This is a genomic window from Rathayibacter festucae DSM 15932 (assembly GCF_004011135.1).
In the GTDB taxonomy this organism is placed as follows: Bacteria; Actinomycetota; Actinomycetes; order Actinomycetales; family Microbacteriaceae; genus Rathayibacter; species Rathayibacter festucae.
In genome coordinates, this window is record NZ_CP028137.1 from 1,924,957 (window position 1) to 1,940,554 (window position 15,598).

The following is a 15,598-nucleotide window of genomic DNA, read 5'->3' on the forward strand; positions in this document are numbered from 1 at the left end:
CGATCTCCGACGCGCCAGCCGCGACCGCAGCACCCGCCTCCTCCGCCTCCTCCGCCGACGGGACCGTCGCGCCGCCGATGGACGACCGCATCCGCGGCGACGTCCATCTGCTGGGCGAGCTCCTCGGCCAGGTCCTGCGGGAATCGGGCGACGACAGCCTCTACACGGACGTCGAGCGGCTCCGCGCCCTGACGATCGGCGCCTACGACAGCGGGCACCCGGACGAGCTGGCCGCGGCGGAGGAGTTCGTCGCGTCGCTGACCGCCGAGCGCGCCGAGGAGGTGGCGCGGGCGTTCACCTGCTACTTCCACCTCGTGAACGTGGCGGAGGAGTTCCACCGCGTGCGGGTCCTGCGCCGCCGCGACGCCGACGCCGGCGCCCAGCGGCCCGAGGACTCGATCATCGCGTCGATGGCGACCCTCACCGACGAGCTGGGCGAGGAGGAGGCGTTCGAGCGCCTCTCGCGCCTGGAGTTCCGCCCGGTCCTCACCGCGCACCCGACGGAGGCGCGCCGCCGCGCCGTCTCCTCCACCATCCGCCGGATCAGCGCCCTGCTCGAGCAGCGGGACGACCCGCGCACGGGCGGCGTCGTGCTGGTCGAGAACCGCCGGCGCCTGCTCGCCGAGGTCGACACGCTCTGGCGCACGGCGCCGCTGCGCGAGTCGAAGCCCAGCCCGCTCGACGAGGTCCGGACCGCGATGAGCGTGTTCGACGAGTCGCTGTTCTCCGTCCTGCCGCGGGTCTACCGCCGGCTCGACGACGCGCTGCTCGGCGACGCCTCCGGCACCCGGAAGCCGATCGCCCCCGCGTTCGTGCGCCTGGGCACCTGGATCGGCGGCGACCGCGACGGCAACCCGTTCGTCACCGCCGAGACGACCCTCGAGGCCGTCGACATCGCCGCCGAGCACGTCCTGATCGGGCTCGAGCGCGTCGCCCGCCGGGTCGGCCGCTCCCTCACGCTGGACGCCGGCACCACTCCCCCGTCGGCGGCCGTCGAGGCGCTCTGGGCCGCAGGGGTCGAGAAGGCGCCCGAGCTCGCCGTGGTCATCGCCGAGCGCTCGCCGAGCGAGACCCACCGCCGCGTCCTGCTCTTCACGGCGGACAGGCTCGCGGCGACCCGCTCCGGCGGCGCGCTCGCCTACGGTTCCGCCGCCGAGCTGCTCGCCGACCTGCGGACCCTGCAGGACTCGCTGATCGAGGCGGGCGACGTCCGCTCGGCCTACGGCGACCTGCAGGACCTGCTCTGGCAGGTGGAGACCTTCGGCTTCCACCTCGCCGAGATCGAGGTGCGGCAGCACTCGAAGGTGCACCGCGAGACCCTCGCGGCGGTCCGCGCCGGCGGCGAGCTCGACGAGCGCAGCATCGAGGTTCTCTCGGTCTACCGCGCCATCGCGACGATCCAGGAGCGCTTCGGCACCGACGCGGCCCGCCGCTACGTCGTGTCGTTCACCCAGTCGGCCGAGGACCTCAAGACGGTCTTCGACCTGGCCGAGGCGGCGACCGACGGGAACCCGCCGATCATCGACGCGGTCCCGCTCTTCGAGACCTTCGCCGACCTCGACGCGTCGACGGACATCCTGGCCGAGATGATCGAGCTGCCCCAGGTGCGCGCGCGCCTCGCGGCGACCGGGAACCGGCTCGAGGTCATGCTCGGCTACTCCGACTCCTCCAAGGACGTCGGCCCGGTCTCGGCGACGCTCGCGCTCTACGACGCGCAGGCGCGCATCGCGAAGTGGGCCGAGGACGAGGGCATCGTGCTCACGCTCTTCCACGGCCGCGGCGGCGCTCTCGGCCGCGGCGGCGGACCGGCGAACCGCGCGGTGCTCGCGCAGCCGCCCGGCTCGGTCGACGGCCGCTTCAAGCTGACGGAGCAGGGCGAGGTCATCTTCGCCCGCTACGGCAACCCGGACATCGCCACTCGGCACATCGAGCAGGTCGCGGGTGCCACGCTGCTGGCCTCCTCGCCCTCGATCGGCGAGCGCAACGCCGGCGCCGCGGACCGCTTCCGCGACGTCGCCGCGACGATGGACCGCGAGTCGCGCCGCCGCTTCTTCGAGCTGGTCAAGGCCGACGGCTTCGCGCCCTGGTTCGCCCGGGTCACCCCGCAGGAGGAGGTCGGCCTGCTCGCGCTCGGCTCGCGGCCGGCCCGCCGCGGCCTCTCGGTCGAGTCGCTCGAGGACCTGCGCGCGATCCCGTGGGTCTTCGCCTGGACCCAGGCCCGCGTCAACCTGACCGGCTGGTTCGGACTCGGCAGCGCCCTCGAGGCGGTCGGCGACCTGGACGAGCTGCGCACCGCCTACGAGACCTGGCCGCTGTTCACCACGATGATCGACAACGTCGAGATGTCGCTGGCGAAGACCGACGAGGGCATCGCCCGCCGCTACCTGGCGCTCGACTCCCGCGACGACCTCGCCGGTCTCGTGCTCGACGAGATGGAGCTCACCCGCCGCTGGGTGCTCTCGATCACCGGCGAGGAGAGCCTGCTCACCGGGCACCGCGTGCTCGGGCGGGCCGTGCGGCTGCGCACTCCCTACGTCAACGCGCTGTCGCTGCTGCAGCTGCGCGCGCTCCGGGCGCTGCGCACGGACCCGGGAGGCTCGGGCACCGAGCAGAACCAGCGGCTGCTGCTGCTGGCCGTGAACGGCGTGGCCGCCGGCCTCCAGAACACGGGCTGATCCCGCTCGCCGCGGGACTCCCGAGAACGACGGAACCCCCGGCGGCCTGAGCGGCTGCCGGGGGTTCCGTCGTCGTGCGGGTGGTGCGGATCAGATCTGCGCGCCGTGGTCGAACTTCTGCGGGGCGCCGGACTCCTGCGCGGCCTTCGCCTCCTCGTACTGCTTGCGGACGGCGACCATGTCGAGGCCGCGGACCTGCTCGAGCAGGGAGTCGAGGGCCGGGGCGGGGAGGGCGCCGGGCTGCGCCATCAGCGGGATGCCGTCGCGGTAGACGACGAGGGTGGGGATCGACGAGATGCCGTAGCTGCCTGCGAGCTGCTGCTGGTCCTCGGTGTCCACCTTCGCGAAGGTGACATCGGGGTTCTTCTCGCTGGTCGCCTCGAAGACGGGGGCGAACTGGCGGCACGGGCCGCACCACTCCGCCCAGAAGTCGATGAGGACGATGCCGTCGGAGACGGTCTGGTCGTGAGTGTCGAGAGTCATCGCTGTCGTGGCCATGAGGGATGCAACCGACCCGATCCGCGCGCTATTCCCGGGCTGCCGGAGGGGTTGTCGGCGCCGCGGAGTCCAGCAGATCGAGCAGGGTGCGCGGGCCCAGAGCCGTGGCGCCGAGCTCCTCGATCCGGGCGACGAGGCCGCGGTCGGCGGTCACCACGCGGGCGGTCGATCCGATCGCCGCGACGTGCTCGACGATCGCGTCGTCTCCCGAGCCGGCGGCGCTCTCGACGCTCAGCCGCCCGCGCGGAGCCGCGCCGACCGCGTCGGCGGTGCGTGCCGCCCGGGCGTCGCCCTCGAGGACGACGGCGATCCGCGGCCAGACCGTGTCGGCCTCGACGGCGAACAAGGAGCCGGGGACACCGGCTGTCGCGAGGCGCCCGAGCGCCGCGACGAGGCGCTCCGCCGCGCCGGCGCGGTCGCGCCACCAGCCGTCCGGACGCGAGCCGACGACGTTGGCCGCGTCGACGACGAGGACACACGGCTCGGTGTCGAGGGCGCGCAGCTCGCGCCAGGAGGCCTCGAAGCCCGGGTGCAGCGGGAGCGCGTCGACCTCGGCCGGCGGGACCCAGCGCAGCTCCTGGCTCTCGGCGTCGGCGATCCGCGGGGTGAAGTGCTCGAGCGCCCGGGCGACGACGGTGGTGTAGCTCCAGGGGCCGATGGTGACGACGCGGGAGAGGACGGGCACGACGATCCCGTCGGGCACTCCGGCCTCCTCGACCGACTCGCGCAGGGCGCCCTCGAAAGCGGTCTCCTCGGGGTGGCGGGCGCCGCCCGGGAGTCCCCAGGTGTCGCCGAAGTGGCTCCAGGTGGCGCGGTGCTGGAGCAGGACGCGGCCGTCCGAGTCGCGCAGCAGCAGCCCGGCGGCGCCGAAGCGGCCCCAGAAGCGGCGCCCGTCGCCGATCTCGACCCAGCCGTCGCCGAGCGCGGCGTCGAAGGGGTGGCGCGGAAGCGCTCCGCCGTCGGCCGGGCCGTCGCTCGTCATGCGCTCCAGCCTTCCACATCGCGCCGACCGCCCCGGACCGCCCGCCGCCCAGCGCCGAGTCGCTCACCGGCTGGAATCGAGCACCTGGCAGAATCGACGGATGCGCCGCTCGAGGATCCTCCTGCCCGCGACGCTCGCCTGGCTCGGCGTGATCGCGCTGATAACCCTGACACCGGCGCCGTACCCGGCCGGTCAGCCCTCGGCGCTCGTCCGCGGGATCATCGCGTTCCTCGCCTCCACGCCGCTGACCGCCTGGTTCACCTTCGACGTCGCCGAGTTCGTCGCCAACGTGCTGATGTTCGTGCCGCTCGGCGCGCTGATCGCGCTGCAGCTGCCGCGGCGGCGCCGGCTGCTCGCCGCGCCGATCGGCCTCGGCGTCTCGGTGCTCGTCGAGACGATCCAGCTGCTCGCACTGCCCTCGCGCGTCGCGGACGTGCGCGACCTCGTCTCGAACGGCACGGGAGCGCTCCTCGGTGCGCTGCTGGTCGTCGTGCTCGCCCGTCTCCCGCTCCGCCCCCGGAAGGACCGCACCGCCCATGCCCGCTGACACCCTCGTCGTCCTCGGCCGCCCCTCGCTCGACACTCCGGCGCACGACGCGGGCTCCGCATCCGTGCTCGATGCGACCGGTCGGGGCGGGCTGGACGTCACCGACCTCGGCTTCACCCGCGGCGACGGGGTCTTCGAGACGATCAACCTGGTCGACGGGCGGCTGCAGGCGCTCGACGCGCACCTCGACCGGTTCGAGAACTCGGCGCGGATGCTGGACCTTCCCCACCCGGACCGCGCCGCCTGGCGGACGGCGATCGACGAGGCGGTCGCCGCCCACCCGCGGGTGCCCGAGGCGATGGTGAAGACGATCCTGAGCCGCGGGGTCGAGGGCGACGGGCGGCCGACCGGCGTCGTCTTCGTGCAGACGAGCCCGGACTTCGGGCCGGCCCGCCGGGACGGCGTGCGGGTGGTGCTGCTCGACCGCGGACTGCGCTCCGACGTGCAGCACACGTCGCCGTGGCTGCTCGCCGGCGCGAAGACGCTCTCCTACGCGGTCAACCGGGCGGCCTCGCGCGAGGCGCTGCGGCGCGGGGCGGACGACGCGCTGTTCGTCTCCAGCGACGGCTTCCTGCTGGAGGGGCCGACCTCGAACCTGGTGCTGCTCGCGGGCGGCGAGCTGGTCACTCCGCCGCCGAGCCTGGGGCTGCTGCCGGGGACGACGCAGGCGGACCTCTTCGCGCTGGCAGGCGGGCTCGGGCTCGGCACAGCGGAGCGCCCGCTGCGGGCCGAGGACCTCGCGGCGGCCGAGGCCGCCTGGCTGGTCTCCAGCGCGCGGAACGCCGCGCCGATCCGCGCGGTGGACGCGCAGGAGCGCCGCGTCGACCACGAGCTCACAGCCCGGATCAACGCGGCGCTCCTCGCGCGCTAGGGGCGGTCGCTCGGACCGGCCCGGTCAGGCGGGACCGCTCAGACCTGGTCCTCGATGTCGGCCGTGCCGTGGTGCATGAGACCGCCGCGGGTGTAGTCCAGGGCGGGGTCGGGGCTGCCCTGGACGCGCTCGTCGGCCGCCTCGTCGTTGATCACGGCGGTGACGATGCCGCGCCAGTCGGTGCCCTCGGCGACGGCCTCGTCGGAGCCGACACGGCGGGTGACGAAGACCGCCTCGCCCTCCTCGCCGCTGTGCGAGATGATCGCGAGGACGCCGACCGCGCGGCCCTCGGGGTGGCGGACCTGCCACTCCTCGTGGCCCGACGGGACCAGGGTGAACTCGAGTCCGGCGTGCGGGAAGGGGCTCTCGCGCAGCTCGGACGGCGAGCCGCTGTGCTCGGGCGCCCCGCGGGTGGGGACGCCCTCGCCGGTGTCCTCGCCGTAGCTGTGGTACGTGCTCATGGTGAACCTCCTCGGTCGGCGGCCGGTGGGGCCGCGGATCCCTCGTCGATGGGACCACCCCCATCATGGCTTCGTAGACTGGACGGATGCAGATCCCGGTGACCGGCTCCGTCCGCGTGGACGCCTGGCTGTGGGCGGTCCGCGTGTACAAGACCCGCTCGGCCGCCACGACTGCCGCCCGGGCCGGTCACGTCCGGGTGAACGGCGAGCGGGCCAAGGCCGCGCAGACCGTGAAGGTCGGCGACGAGGTCCGCGCCCGCATCGGCGGCTTCGACCGCGAGCTCGTGGTCCGCGGCCTGATCGTGAAGCGGGTCGGCGCGCCCGTCGCGGCGGAGTGCTTCGAGGACCGCACTCCCCCGCCGCCGCCGCGCGAGGCGGCACCCGCGATCATCGAGCGCGACCGCGGCGCCGGCCGCCCGACCAAGCGCGATCGGCGCGAGATCGAGCGGCTGCGCGGCTTCTGACGGCCGGCTCTGCGCCTCAGGGAGCGAGGGCGCGCGCCCTCTCGAGGAGGTCCTCGGCGACCTCGTCGAGGAAGCGCTGCTGCAGGGCGTCGCCGACCTGGACGAAGGCGATGTCGGTGAAGCCGGCCTCGATGAAGGGGACGACGCTCTGGGCGAGCTCGTCGAGGTCGGGGCCGCAGGCGATCGACTCGGCGACATCCTCCGGGCGCACGAACTGGCTGGCGCCCGCGAAGCCGGCCGGGGTGGGCAGGTCGGCGTTGACGGACCAGCCGCCCGCGAACCAGCGGAACTGCTCGTGCGCCAGGGCGATCCCCTGCTCCTTGTCCGGCGCCCAGCAGATCGGGATCTGCCCGATCGAGCGCGACGGAGCGGCGTCGGCCCCGCGGACGGCGGTCCACTGCGAGATCAGCTCGGCCTCGGGCTCGGTGGTGATCAGGTGGTCGCCGAGCGGGGCGAAGCGCTCGATCGACTTCTCGCCCGAGACGGCGAGGCCGATCGGCACGGGCTTGTCCGGGAGGTCCCAGATCCGGGCGGAGTCGACGCGGAAGTAGTCGCCCTCCCAGGTGACCAGCTCGCCGGTGTGCAGCGCGCGGATGATGTGCACCGCCTCCTCTAGCATGTCCTGGCGCGCGGAGACGGCGGGCCAGCCCTCGCCGACCACGTGCTCGTTCAGGTTCTCGCCCGAGCCGAGGCCGAGGAGGAAGCGGTCGTCGGAGAGGATCGCGAGGGTCGCCGCCTTCTGCGCGATCACGGCGGGGTGGTAGCGGATGGTCGGCGCCGTCACGTAGGTGGCGAGCTCGATGGTCGAGGTCGCCTGCGCGACCGCGCCGAGCATCGTCCAGGCGTAGGAGGCGTGCCCCTGCTCGGTCAGCCAGGGCGAGTAGTGGTCGCTCGAGACCGCGAACTCGAAGCCGTGCCTCTCGGCATCGACCGCGTAGCCCACCAGCTGCTTCGGGCCGCTCTGCTCGGTCATCAGGGTGTAGCCGAATCGCACCATCGTCCGCCTCGTTCCGCTCGTCGTCGTCGCCGGCCGGAGGGCAGGCGTCCATCGTTCGGCTCCATCGTCGGGCGGGGACGGGTGGCACCGACAGCCCCTTGCCCGCCGGGCGGAGGCGGGCTAGCGGTCGGCCTCCGTTCACTGGACGACACCACGAGACGGGCCGGGCCGATCGAGTACCTTCGCGCAGTGCCCTCCCCGCCTCACTCCCCATCACGCGCGTCAGCACCCACCGGGCGGACGACGCTGGTCATCGATGAGAGTAAGAGCCGTCACTACGTCCTAGCGGCGGCGGAGGTCTCCCGTGAGGACTTCGCGGCGCACCGCGCCGAACTGCGCTCGCTCGTCCTTCCCGGGCAGCGCCGCCTGCACTTCGCCAAGGAGAGCGACCCTCGACGCCGCGCCATCCTGACCGCTCTCACCCGGCTCGGAGTGCGCGTCCACGTCATCGAATCGACCGTGAAGAGGGAAGCTCCTGCTCGCGAGGACTGCTTGGTGACACTGATCGGCGGACTTCGAGCCCGAACCGCCATCGGCCTGGTCCTCGAGCGGGACGCCTCGATCGAGCGCTCCGATCACCGGATCCTCTATCGCGAACTGAGCACGCGGGGGCTCCGCGATCACGTCGAGTACCGCCATGAGGATCCGCACCGCGAGCCGCTGCTGTGGATACCCGATGCGGTCGCCTGGTGCTGGACTCGCGGCGGGAACTGGCGGCGAAGCATCGCTGCCCTGCTCGACGAAGGCCCGCGTTAACCGCGAGACTCGGCTCACCCACCGTCCGGAAGGCTGCCGAGTCCACTTCACACCGCTACTGCAGCGTGCGTTTCGAGAATACGCGACAGCGGCCGAACCGCGAAGCCGCTGGCGCGCCGCGCGTCAGACGAAGCGGACGCGGTTCTGGATGCGGGTGCGGACCTCGAAGGACTCGCCGTAGCCGCCGAGGCGCGGGTCGTCGGTGCCGGAGCGCAGCAGCTGCGGGAGGAGGGAGCGGCGGATGAGCACGTCGCCCGCGTGGCGGCCCCGCTCGACCTGCTCGTAGGGCTGCTCGAGGGCGTCGTCGGGGACGACGATCACGCTCGCGGAGAAGCGCACGCCGAGCTCGCGGCCGAGGCGGCGGGCGGCCTTCGAGAGCGAGGCGAGCGGCTTCTCGTCCTCGGCCAGGCCGGCACCCTCGACCTCGCCCTTGCGCAGGCGGACGGGCTCGCCCCAGTCGGCCGAGGTCAGGGCGAGGAGACCGGACGGGCCGAGCACGAGGTGGTCGATCTTGACTCCGCCGTCGCCGACCGCGACGTCGTTCCAGATCGTGAAGGCGATGCCGAGGGCGCCGACCAGGGAGGCCGTCGCCTCCTCCGCGTGGGCCTTGGCCAGCCAGGAGCGGACCTCGCGGGGGGCGGAGCGCACCAGGGCGGGATCGAACGGGTCGTCGATCTCGACGCCGCGGCCGACCCACTCGCGGACGAGGCGGAGGTAGTACTCACGGGCGGCGCCGCCCGGGTGGCCGTAGGAGCGAGCGCGCACCGAGGACGCGGTCTGCTGGCGGGGCGAGCCGGTGTACGGCGCGTGCGAGGAGGCTCCGGGGGCGGGCGCTCCACGGTCGTAGTCGACGCGGGCGCCGGCGCTGCCGATCCGCTCCCAGGCGACCTGCACGGCGTGGAACGAGGCCGCGTCTCCCCCGGTGTCCGGGTGGGTCTCGCGGAGCAGGCGGCGGTAGGCGCGCTTGAGCTCGTCCTCCGACGCGCTCGCGGGGACGCCCAGCACCTCGTAGGGGGTGCGGGCGGCGTGGCTGTCTGGCATGTGCTTCCGGAGGGTCGGGGGCGGCGGGTGAACGCCCGGTCTCCGAGCATATCGACGCCGCCCGGGCGCCCGGTGGGAGCGCGCAGTGCGCACGCTCCACGGCGCCCGGATGCGGGTCGGCGACCGGACTCCGGTCAGCGATCCGCGAGCAGCTCGCGGACGCGCGGGATCACCTGGGTGCCGTAGAGCTCGATGTTCCGCATGATCGCGGCGTGCGGCAGGGTGCCGGCGCTGTACTTGAGGTCGAAGCGGTCGATCCCCAGGGCGCTGACGGTGTTCGCGATCTTCCGGGCGACCGTCTCGGGAGAGCCGAGGTGCAGCGCGCCCTCGGGGCCCGCCTCCTCGGCGAAGCGCTCGCGGGTGAGCGGGGCCCAGCCGCGCTCGCGTCCGATCGAGTCGAGCATGCCCTTGTAGTGGCCGAAGTACAGCTCGTGCGCCTCCTCGTCGGTGTCGGCGATGAAGCCGGGCGAGTGCACGGCGACGGGCAGGCGCGGCTGCTCGAGCTGGTCGAGGGCACGGCCGAAGAGGTCGACGTAGGGGCGGAAGCGGGCGGGGGCGCCGCCGATGATCGCGAGGACCAGCGGGAAGCCGAAGCGCGCGGCGCGGACGACCGACTCGGGGCTGCCGCCGACGCCGATCCAGGTGCGCAGGCGGCGGACGCCCTCCATCGTCGGGTAGACGCTCTGCTCGGTCAGGGCCGGGCGGACCGTGCCCTGCCAGGTGACCGGGCCGCCCTGCACGAGCTCGTGGAACAGCTCCAGCTTCTCCTCGAAGAGGACCTCGTACTGGGAGAGGTCGAGGCCGAAGAGCGGGAAGGACTCGGTGAAGGAGCCGCGGCCGAGGATGACCTCGGCGCGGCCGTTCGAGAGGCCGTCGAGGGTGGCGAAGCGCTGGTAGACGCGCACGGGGTCGTCGGAGGAGAGGACGGTGACCGCGGAGCCGAGGTGGATGCGCTCGGTCTTCGCGGCGATCGCGGCGAGCACGACGTCCGGGGCGCTGACGGCGAAGTCGGCGCGGTGGTGCTCGCCGACGCCGAAGAAGTCGAGGCCGACCTCGTCGGCGAGGACGCCCTCCTCCACCACGTCGCGCAGGACCTGGCCGTGCGACTGGAGCGAGCCGTCGGGGGCGGTCGTGACGTCGCCGAAGGTGTCGACACCGAACTTGATTTCATGCGTACTCATGGACTTTGCAACCTCCGAGGGTCGGGGACTATTCCGGCGGCGACGGCCGGCTCGCGGTAGGCCAGCCCCAGCGACGCGACGGTGTCGTGCGCGTTGAGTCCGCTGGGGTTGGGCAGCACCCAGAGCGGAGCGCCGGCGATCGGCTCCTCCTGCCTGCCCTGGCGCGCCTTGGTCCGCCCGAAGGCGGCGCGGTAGGCGGTGATGCCGACCATCGCGACGGCGGCGGGGCGGACGCGCTCGACGGTGCGGACCAGGCGCTCGGCGCCGGCGCGGAGCTCCTCCGGCGTGAGCTCGTCGGCGCGGGCGGTGGCGCGGGGCGCGAGGTTGGTGATGCCGACGCCGCGGTCGGTGAGGGCGAGGCGGTCCTCGGCGGTCATCCCGTCGGAGACGCGGAGCACGCGGTCGAGGATGCCGGCGGCGGCGAGGGCCGGGTAGAAGCGGTTGCCCGGGTGCGCGAAGTGCGCGCCGGTCGCGGCGGTCCAGAGGCCGGGGTTGATGCCGACGAAGAGGAGGCGGACGTCGCCGTCGAGCAGGTCCTCGACGGTGCGGTCGCGGTACGAGGCGAGCTCGGCGCGGGAGAACGGCATGCGGCCATCCTGCCGTGCGGGCCGCGCGGACGGTGGCAGCATGGGGACATGACGAACGCATCGCAGGACCACCCGATTCAGCACGGCAGCGACGACGCACCCCTGGACGAGAAGCTCCGCGGCATCCTGCTGCAGGTCGCCGGCGATGCCGAGCTCCGGCCCGAGGAGGACGTCGAGGCCCTGCTGCGTCAGCGTCTGCGCGACACCCGCATCGAGATCGCGGAGGAGCACATCGCCGGGCTCGCGCGGCGGATCCCCGGGCTGACGCAGCGCGGCGGCGGTGACCTGAGCCCCGGCGCGCACTGAGTCCCACGCACACCGAGGCACGGCGCGCACTGCGTCCCGGCACGCACTGAGTCCCGGAGCGCGCTGAGCGCACCGCGTCACTCCGGCAGCGCCGGACCCTTCCGGTGGTGGTCGAAGACCAGGCTCGTCCGGGTCGAGGCGACCGCCGGATGCGCCGAGAGGTTCGACACCACGAAGTCGCGGATGTCGTTCGAGTCGCGCACGGCGACGTGGAGGAGGAAGTCCTCCGAGCCGCCGAGGAAGAACAGCTGCACGACCTCGGGCAGCGCGCGGATCTCCTCGGCGAACCGGGTGATCGCCTGCCGCTGACCGGCGCGGATGTTGACGCTGATCAGTGCCTGCAGGGTCAGTCCGAGGGCCGCGGGGTCGAGCTCGGCGGTGAAGCCGGTGATGATGCCGCGTTCCACGAGGGAGCGCACCCGCGAGACGCAGGTGGAGGGCGCGATGCCCGCCTGCTCGGCGAGGCGGCTGTTCGGCGTGCGGGCGTCGGCGCGGAGCAGGCGGACGAGGGTGCGGTCGATCGGATCGAGGTCGCCGAGGTCGTGCAGATCCTGCGGTCTCATGGCGGCACGGCTCCTTCTGATCGCGGATCCTGCGGTGAACACTACGATTCTCGATGATCCTGCGGATGTTCTCCCGTTCGAAACACGATCTTCGCACGATAGGGGCAGTCCACCGCGAAGGAGCAGTCATGCGCATCGGCATCCCCACCGAGATCAAGAACAACGAGAACCGCGTGGCGGCGACGCCCGCCGGAGTGCACGAGCTGGTGCGGCGCGGGCACGAGGTGCTGGTCGAGGCGGGTGCCGGGTTGGGCTCGCGCGTCTCGGACGAGGACTTCGCCGCCGCCGGCGCCCGCATCGTCGCGGGGCCGGACGAGGTCTGGGGCGAGGCCGACCTCGTGGTCAAGGTCAAGGAGCCGATCGAGGCGGAGTACCCGCGGATGCGCTCCGGGCAGATCCTCTTCACCTACCTGCACCTCGCCGCCTCCCGCGCGTGCACCGAAGCGCTGCTCGCCGCCGGCACCACCGCCATCGCCTACGAGACGGTGCAGCTCCCCGATCGCCACCTGCCCCTCCTCTCGCCGATGAGCGAGGTCGCCGGGCGGCTCTCGATCACCGTCGGCGGCTACCACCTGATGCGGGCGGCCGGCGGGCGAGGCACCCTCCTCGGCGGAGTGCCCGGGACGCCGAAGGCGAAGGTCGTCGTGATCGGGGGCGGCGTGGCGGGTGAGCACGCCGCGGCGAACGCGCTCGGCATGGGCGCCGACGTGACCGTGGTGGACCTGTCGATCCCGCGGCTGCGCGAGCTCGAGGCGCGCTTCGACGGGCGGATCCAGACGCGCGCGTCCTCGACCTACGAGATCGCGGCGCAGATGGCGGAGGCGGACCTGGTGATCGGGTCGGTGCTCATCCCCGGTGCGCGGGCGCCGAAGCTCGTCACGGACGAGATGGTGGCGACGATGAAGCCGGGCTCGGTGCTGGTCGACATCGCGATCGACCAGGGCGGCTGCTTCGAGGGATCGCGGCCGACGACGCACGACGACCCGGTCTTCGCGGTGCACGACAGCGTCTACTACTGCGTCGCCAACATGCCCGGCGCGGTGCCGGAGACGTCGACTCGGGCGCTGACGAACGCGACGCTCCCCTACGTCGTCGCACTGGCCGACCGCGGCTGGAAGGCGGCGCTCGCGGCGGATCCGGCGCTCGCGAAGGGGCTCAGCACGCACGACGGGCAGGTCGTGAACGCGGCGGTCGCCGAGGCGTTCGGGCTGCCGGCGGCGAGCCTCGAGGCGCTGCTGGGCTAGGCGGCCCGCAGGCCGAGGGTCTCGACGATCTGCGCGATCTCGTCCTCGGGGGCGGCCGCGAGGTCGACGGTGACGTGCCGCTCGTCGTCGCCGAGCGGCTCCAGGGCCTCGAACTGCGAGTCGAGCAGGGCGGGCGGCATGAAGTGGCCGGTGCGCGCGCCGAGACGGTCGGCGATCAGCTCGCGGGTGCCGGCGAGGTGCACGAAGACGAGGTCGTCGCGGCGGAGCACGTCGCGGTAGCGCCGCCGCAGGGCGGAGCAGGTGACGACGACGGAGTCGCCGCCGCTCACGAGGGCGTCCACGCGGGCCGCGATCGTCGCCAGCCAGGGGGCGCGGTCCTCGTCGTCGAGCGGGACGCCCTCGGCCATCTTCGCGACGTTGGCAGCGGGGTGGAGCTCGTCGCCCTCGACGAAGGTCCAGCCGAGGCGGTCGGCCAGCAGGGTGGCGATCGTGGACTTGCCGCTGCCGGAGACGCCCATCACGACGAGGGCGCGGACGGGAGTGGCGGAGGGACTGGCCGATGCGGTCATGACCTCGATTATGTCCGACGAATAGCTGGTCGGGCGAGGCGTGCGCAGGAATACTGAGGGCATGGACGGACCGCGCTCGCTGCACGAGGCGGTGCTCGACGAGCTCGGGGCGCAGATCGTGCAGGGCGCACTGGCGCCCGGGAGCGCCTTCAGCGCGGACGAGCGGGCGGAGCGCCGCGGGGTCTCCCGCTCGGTGATGCGCGAGGCGGTGCGGGTGCTGGAGTCGCTCGGGCTGGTGGTCTCGCGGCGGCGGGCGGGGACGCGGGTGCAGCCGCCGGAGTGCTGGAACGCGCTGGATCCGCGGGTGATCGGCTGGAGCCTCGACGGGCCGGACCGGCAGGCGCAGCTGCACCGGCTGAGTCAGCTGCGCCTCGGTGTCGAGCCGCTGGCGGCGCGGCTCGCGGCGGAGCACGCGACGGCCGGGCAGCGGCTCGCGCTCGCCGAGGCGGCGGGCGGGATGTCGGGGCATGCTCGGGCGGCCGATCAGGCGGCGTACCTCGCCGCCGACGTCGTCTTCCACCGGACGCTGCTGGCGGCGTCGGGGAATCCGATGCTCGCGCAGCTCGGCGACCTCGTCGCGGAAGTGCTCGCCGGGCGCACGCGGCACGCGCTGATGCCGCGCGAGGCGGACTCGGAGGCGGTGCGGCTGCATCGCTCGGTCGCCGCCGCGGTGGCGGAGGGCGACGGCGAGGCGGCGGAGGCGGCGATGCGCGCGATCGTCGAGGAGGCGGACCGGGCGGTGCAGGCGGGGTGACTGCGGGGGCGGGTCGCGGCGGGCGGGTCTCGATACGCCCTGCGGGCTGCTCGACCAGCAGAGGAGGACGCGTCTGAGAGAGGTGCGCACTCTGCATGCTGATCGAGTAGCCGGGGCGGGCGTATCGAGATCCACCAGCGTCAAACGGCCTGTCTGCAGACCCGTCCTTCGGGTGACGGTGGGTCTCGATACGCCCCCGCGGGGCTACTCGACCAGCATGTCCGCGGGCGCCTCTTCCCAGTGGATCCACCAGCGTCAGTCGGCCTGTCTGCAGACCCGTCCTTCGGGTGACGGTGGGTCTCGATACGCCCCTGCGGGGCTACTCGACCAGCATGGGTCGGGCTGGTCGACCAGCGTGAGGCTGACACCCTGCGCGCCTCGGGTGGGGCTCCGAATCAGGTGAGGGCGGTTGCCGTGGGGGCCGGCGGGGCGCAGAGTGGAGGGATGGCCGAGGGATACTCCTCCGCGCAGGTGCGGGCCGCCGAGGCGCCGCATCTGGCGCGTCGAGAGCCGCTGATGCAGCGGGCAGCGGACGGGCTCGCGCGCGAGCTGCGGGCCGCGCTCGCCGCGCGCAAGGACCGGCGCGGCGCGGGCAGCGTGCTCGTGCTGGTCGGGCCGGGGAACAACGGCGGGGACGCGCTGTACGCGGCGGCCGAGATCTCCTCCTCCGGCAGCGACGTGTCGCTCGTGCTGACCGCCGACCGAGCGCACCAGCGCGGACTCGCCGTCGCGCTGGACGACGGCTGCGGCCGCGTGGCCGCCGACGACCCGGCCGCCCTCGCGGCGGCGGTCGCCCGCGCGGACGTGATCGTGGACGGCATCCTCGGCATCGGCACGGCGGAGCCCGCGCTGCGCGGGCGACCGCGCGAGGTGGTGGCGACGGTGATCGAGGCGCTCGGACGACGCGAGGACGCGCCCGTCGTGGTCGCCGTCGATCTGCCGAGCGGGATCGGGCCCGACGACGGCGCGGTGCCGGACGAGACCGTCCTGCCCGCCGACGTGACCGTGACCTTCGGGGCGATCAAGGCGGGGCTGCTGCTCGAGCCCGCGCGCTCCTACGTCGGCCGGATCCGGCTCGTGGACATCGGGCTCGGGCCCGACCTCGCCGGCGTCGAGCCGATCGTCAGGACCTAGAGCCTCG

At 73.7% G+C, this 15,598-nt stretch carries 18 protein-coding genes; 9 read left to right on the forward strand and 9 right to left on the reverse strand.

Translation table 11 applies throughout. The features are described from left to right. Window positions 1-77: 77 nt before the first annotated feature. Window positions 78-2,675, forward strand: a complete 2,598-nt coding sequence (locus tag C1I64_RS08990; protein WP_127888509.1) for a phosphoenolpyruvate carboxylase — start codon at window positions 78-80, stop codon at window positions 2,673-2,675. Window positions 2,676-2,765: 90 nt separating this feature from the next. Here C1I64_RS08990 and trxA read toward each other — a convergent pair whose 3' ends face one another. Continuing rightward, on the reverse strand, window positions 2,766-3,173 hold the full coding sequence (gene trxA, locus C1I64_RS08995; RefSeq protein WP_123446118.1) for a thioredoxin: 408 nt from the start codon (window positions 3,171-3,173) through the stop codon (window positions 2,766-2,768). Between the two features lie 28 nt (window positions 3,174-3,201). Next, complete coding sequence (locus tag C1I64_RS09000; protein ID WP_127886961.1) at window positions 3,202-4,155, reverse strand: NUDIX hydrolase; 954 nt, start codon at window positions 4,153-4,155, stop codon at window positions 3,202-3,204. A gap of 100 nt (window positions 4,156-4,255) precedes the next feature. On the opposite strand from C1I64_RS09000, the gene C1I64_RS09005 reads away from it, so the two are divergent. Together C1I64_RS09005 and C1I64_RS09010 are read left to right on the forward strand one after the other, a co-directional pair. Then, window positions 4,256-4,702, forward strand: a complete 447-nt coding sequence (locus C1I64_RS09005) for a VanZ family protein (protein WP_164874493.1) — start codon at window positions 4,256-4,258, stop codon at window positions 4,700-4,702. Further along, window positions 4,692-5,573 (forward strand): aminotransferase class IV, encoded by an 882-nt coding sequence (locus tag C1I64_RS09010; protein ID WP_127886963.1) that lies wholly within the window; start codon window positions 4,692-4,694, stop codon window positions 5,571-5,573. Before C1I64_RS09005 ends, C1I64_RS09010 begins: the two co-directional genes overlap by 11 nt. A 38-nt stretch (window positions 5,574-5,611) precedes the next feature. On the opposite strand, the gene C1I64_RS09015 is transcribed toward C1I64_RS09010, so the two are convergent. Then, window positions 5,612-6,034 carry a hypothetical protein gene (locus tag C1I64_RS09015; RefSeq protein ID WP_123446114.1) on the reverse strand — a complete coding sequence of 141 codons (423 nt, stop codon included), beginning with the start codon at window positions 6,032-6,034 and terminating at the stop codon, window positions 5,612-5,614. Between the two features lie 86 nt (window positions 6,035-6,120). Between C1I64_RS09015 and C1I64_RS09020 the strand changes: the two genes are divergently transcribed. Further along, window positions 6,121-6,498: an RNA-binding S4 domain-containing protein gene (locus C1I64_RS09020; RefSeq protein ID WP_123446113.1), complete on the forward strand. Its 378-nt coding sequence runs from the start codon at window positions 6,121-6,123 to the stop codon at window positions 6,496-6,498. Window positions 6,499-6,514: 16 nt separating this feature from the next. Here the strand turns inward: C1I64_RS09020 and C1I64_RS09025 are convergent, their stop codons facing one another. Then, the gene (locus C1I64_RS09025; RefSeq protein ID WP_123446112.1) at window positions 6,515-7,495 is read right to left on the reverse strand and encodes a TIGR03557 family F420-dependent LLM class oxidoreductase; all 981 of its coding nucleotides are present in this window, start codon (window positions 7,493-7,495) and stop codon (window positions 6,515-6,517) included. A gap of 189 nt (window positions 7,496-7,684) precedes the next feature. On the opposite strand from C1I64_RS09025, the gene C1I64_RS09030 reads away from it, so the two are divergent. Continuing rightward, window positions 7,685-8,251, forward strand: a complete 567-nt coding sequence (locus C1I64_RS09030) for a hypothetical protein (protein ID WP_127886964.1) — start codon at window positions 7,685-7,687, stop codon at window positions 8,249-8,251. Between the two features lie 123 nt (window positions 8,252-8,374). Here the strand turns inward: C1I64_RS09030 and C1I64_RS09035 are convergent, their stop codons facing one another. The 3 genes from C1I64_RS09035 to C1I64_RS09045 form a co-directional block, all read right to left on the reverse strand. Then, window positions 8,375-9,292: a J domain-containing protein gene (locus C1I64_RS09035; RefSeq protein WP_127886965.1), complete on the reverse strand. Its 918-nt coding sequence runs from the start codon at window positions 9,290-9,292 to the stop codon at window positions 8,375-8,377. Window positions 9,293-9,426: 134 nt separating this feature from the next. Next, window positions 9,427-10,473: an LLM class flavin-dependent oxidoreductase gene (locus tag C1I64_RS09040; RefSeq protein ID WP_127886966.1), complete on the reverse strand. Its 1,047-nt coding sequence runs from the start codon at window positions 10,471-10,473 to the stop codon at window positions 9,427-9,429. Continuing rightward, the gene (locus tag C1I64_RS09045) at window positions 10,470-11,060 is read right to left on the reverse strand and encodes a mismatch-specific DNA-glycosylase (RefSeq protein ID WP_127886967.1); all 591 of its coding nucleotides are present in this window, start codon (window positions 11,058-11,060) and stop codon (window positions 10,470-10,472) included. Before C1I64_RS09045 ends, C1I64_RS09040 begins: the two co-directional genes overlap by 4 nt. A 48-nt stretch (window positions 11,061-11,108) precedes the next feature. Here C1I64_RS09045 and C1I64_RS09050 point away from each other — a divergent pair, with 48 nt between their 5' ends. Further along, on the forward strand, window positions 11,109-11,366 hold the full coding sequence (locus C1I64_RS09050) for a hypothetical protein (protein WP_123446108.1): 258 nt from the start codon (window positions 11,109-11,111) through the stop codon (window positions 11,364-11,366). 77 nt (window positions 11,367-11,443) lie between these two features. Here C1I64_RS09050 and C1I64_RS09055 read toward each other — a convergent pair whose 3' ends face one another. Then, entirely contained in the window at window positions 11,444-11,929 is a 486-nt protein-coding gene (locus C1I64_RS09055) for an Lrp/AsnC family transcriptional regulator (RefSeq protein WP_123446107.1), read from the reverse strand. A 128-nt stretch (window positions 11,930-12,057) separates the two neighbouring features. Between C1I64_RS09055 and ald the strand changes: the two genes are divergently transcribed. Then, entirely contained in the window at window positions 12,058-13,173 is a 1,116-nt protein-coding gene (ald, locus tag C1I64_RS09060) for an alanine dehydrogenase (protein WP_127886968.1), read from the forward strand. On the opposite strand, the gene C1I64_RS09065 is transcribed toward ald, so the two are convergent. Further along, on the reverse strand, window positions 13,170-13,703 hold the full coding sequence (locus C1I64_RS09065) for a gluconokinase (RefSeq protein WP_127886969.1): 534 nt from the start codon (window positions 13,701-13,703) through the stop codon (window positions 13,170-13,172). The two genes, ald and C1I64_RS09065, sit on opposite strands and share 4 nt — an antisense overlap. Window positions 13,704-13,764: 61 nt before the next feature. Between C1I64_RS09065 and C1I64_RS09070 the strand changes: the two genes are divergently transcribed. Both C1I64_RS09070 and C1I64_RS09075 read left to right on the forward strand, forming a co-directional pair. After that, window positions 13,765-14,457, forward strand: a complete 693-nt coding sequence (locus C1I64_RS09070) for a FadR/GntR family transcriptional regulator (protein ID WP_127886970.1) — start codon at window positions 13,765-13,767, stop codon at window positions 14,455-14,457. Between the two features lie 444 nt (window positions 14,458-14,901). Beyond that, complete coding sequence (locus C1I64_RS09075) at window positions 14,902-15,591, forward strand: NAD(P)H-hydrate epimerase (RefSeq protein WP_127886971.1); 690 nt, start codon at window positions 14,902-14,904, stop codon at window positions 15,589-15,591. The last annotated feature ends 7 nt before the right edge of the window (window positions 15,592-15,598 follow it).